Consider the following 1,232-nt stretch of genomic DNA (forward strand, 5'->3'; position numbering starts at 1 on the left):
GCACGTCTGCGCTCGCTGGCCGACACGTCGCGCGAGATGGCGCTCGGTATGGACTTCTCGTTTCTGCTCGACCAGGATCGCAAGCTGCTGTCGATCGGCTATTCGCAAGCGGATAACAGCCTCGACGCGAGCTGTTACGACCTGCTCGCGTCCGAAGCGCGGCTCGCGAGCCTGTTTGCCATCGCCAAGGCAGATGTGACGACGCGTCACTGGTTTCGTCTCGGCCGCGCCGCGACGCCGGTCGGCAGCGGTTCCGCGCTGATTTCGTGGTCGGGGTCGATGTTCGAGTATCTGATGCCGTCGCTGGTGATGCGCGCGCCGGTCGGCAGTCTGCTTGAACAGACCAGCCGACTGGTCGTGGAACGGCAGAGGTCATACGCGCGGTCGCTCGACATGCCATGGGGTATCTCGGAGTCCGCGTATCAGGCCCGCGACATCGAGTTCAACTATCAGTATTCGAATTTTGGCGTACCCGGCCTCGGCCTGAAACGCGGCCTCTCCGAAAACCGCGTCGTCGCACCTTATGCGACGGGTCTGGCGACCATGGTCGCCTCGCAGGCCGCCCTCGAAAACTATGCGCAACTCGCGAAACTGGGCGCGATGGGCCGCTACGGCTTTTACGAAGCCCTTGATTTTACCCGTGCCCGTCTGCCCGATGCGCAGCACTTCGCGATTGTCCGCAGTTTCATGGCTCACCATCAGGGCATGACGATCGTTGCAATCGCAAACACCTTGCTCGATGCAGTGATGCGAGCGCGCTTTCATCGCGAACCAATGATTCAGGCAAGCGAACTGCTGCTGCAGGAACGCATGCCGCGCGACGTCGCCGTGGCGCATCCGCGCGCGGAGGAAGTGAATACGTCCGCAGTGGACACCTGTGCGATGCCGCCGACGCTGCGGCGCATCGACCAGACGACGGCGGCCAGCGGGCCGCCGATTACGCATCTGCTGTCCAATGGACGATATGTGGTGATGCTCACCGCTACCGGCGCCGGTTACAGCCGCTGGCGCGAACTCGCGATCACGCGCTGGCGCGAAGACGCCACCCGCGATCACTGGGGCTCGTTCATCTATCTGCGCGATACGCTGGGCACCGAGGTATGGTCTGCCAGCGCGCAACCGTGCGCCGCGGAAGCCGAATCCGGCGACGTCGTGTTCGGCGAAGATCATGCGGAGTTTACCCGCCGCGACGGATCGCTGACCACGACCATGGACGTGCTGGTTTCCGGCGA

1 protein-coding gene is annotated in these 1,232 nt (G+C 63.6%); it reads left to right on the forward strand.

What is annotated here, in order from left to right; all coding sequences use genetic code 11:
- A partial coding sequence (locus tag ACYPXD_RS00020; RefSeq protein WP_459706077.1) for a glucoamylase family protein occupies window positions 1-1,232 on the forward strand: 1,232 nt, incomplete at both ends.

This window comes from Paraburkholderia sp. 2C (assembly GCF_054589215.1).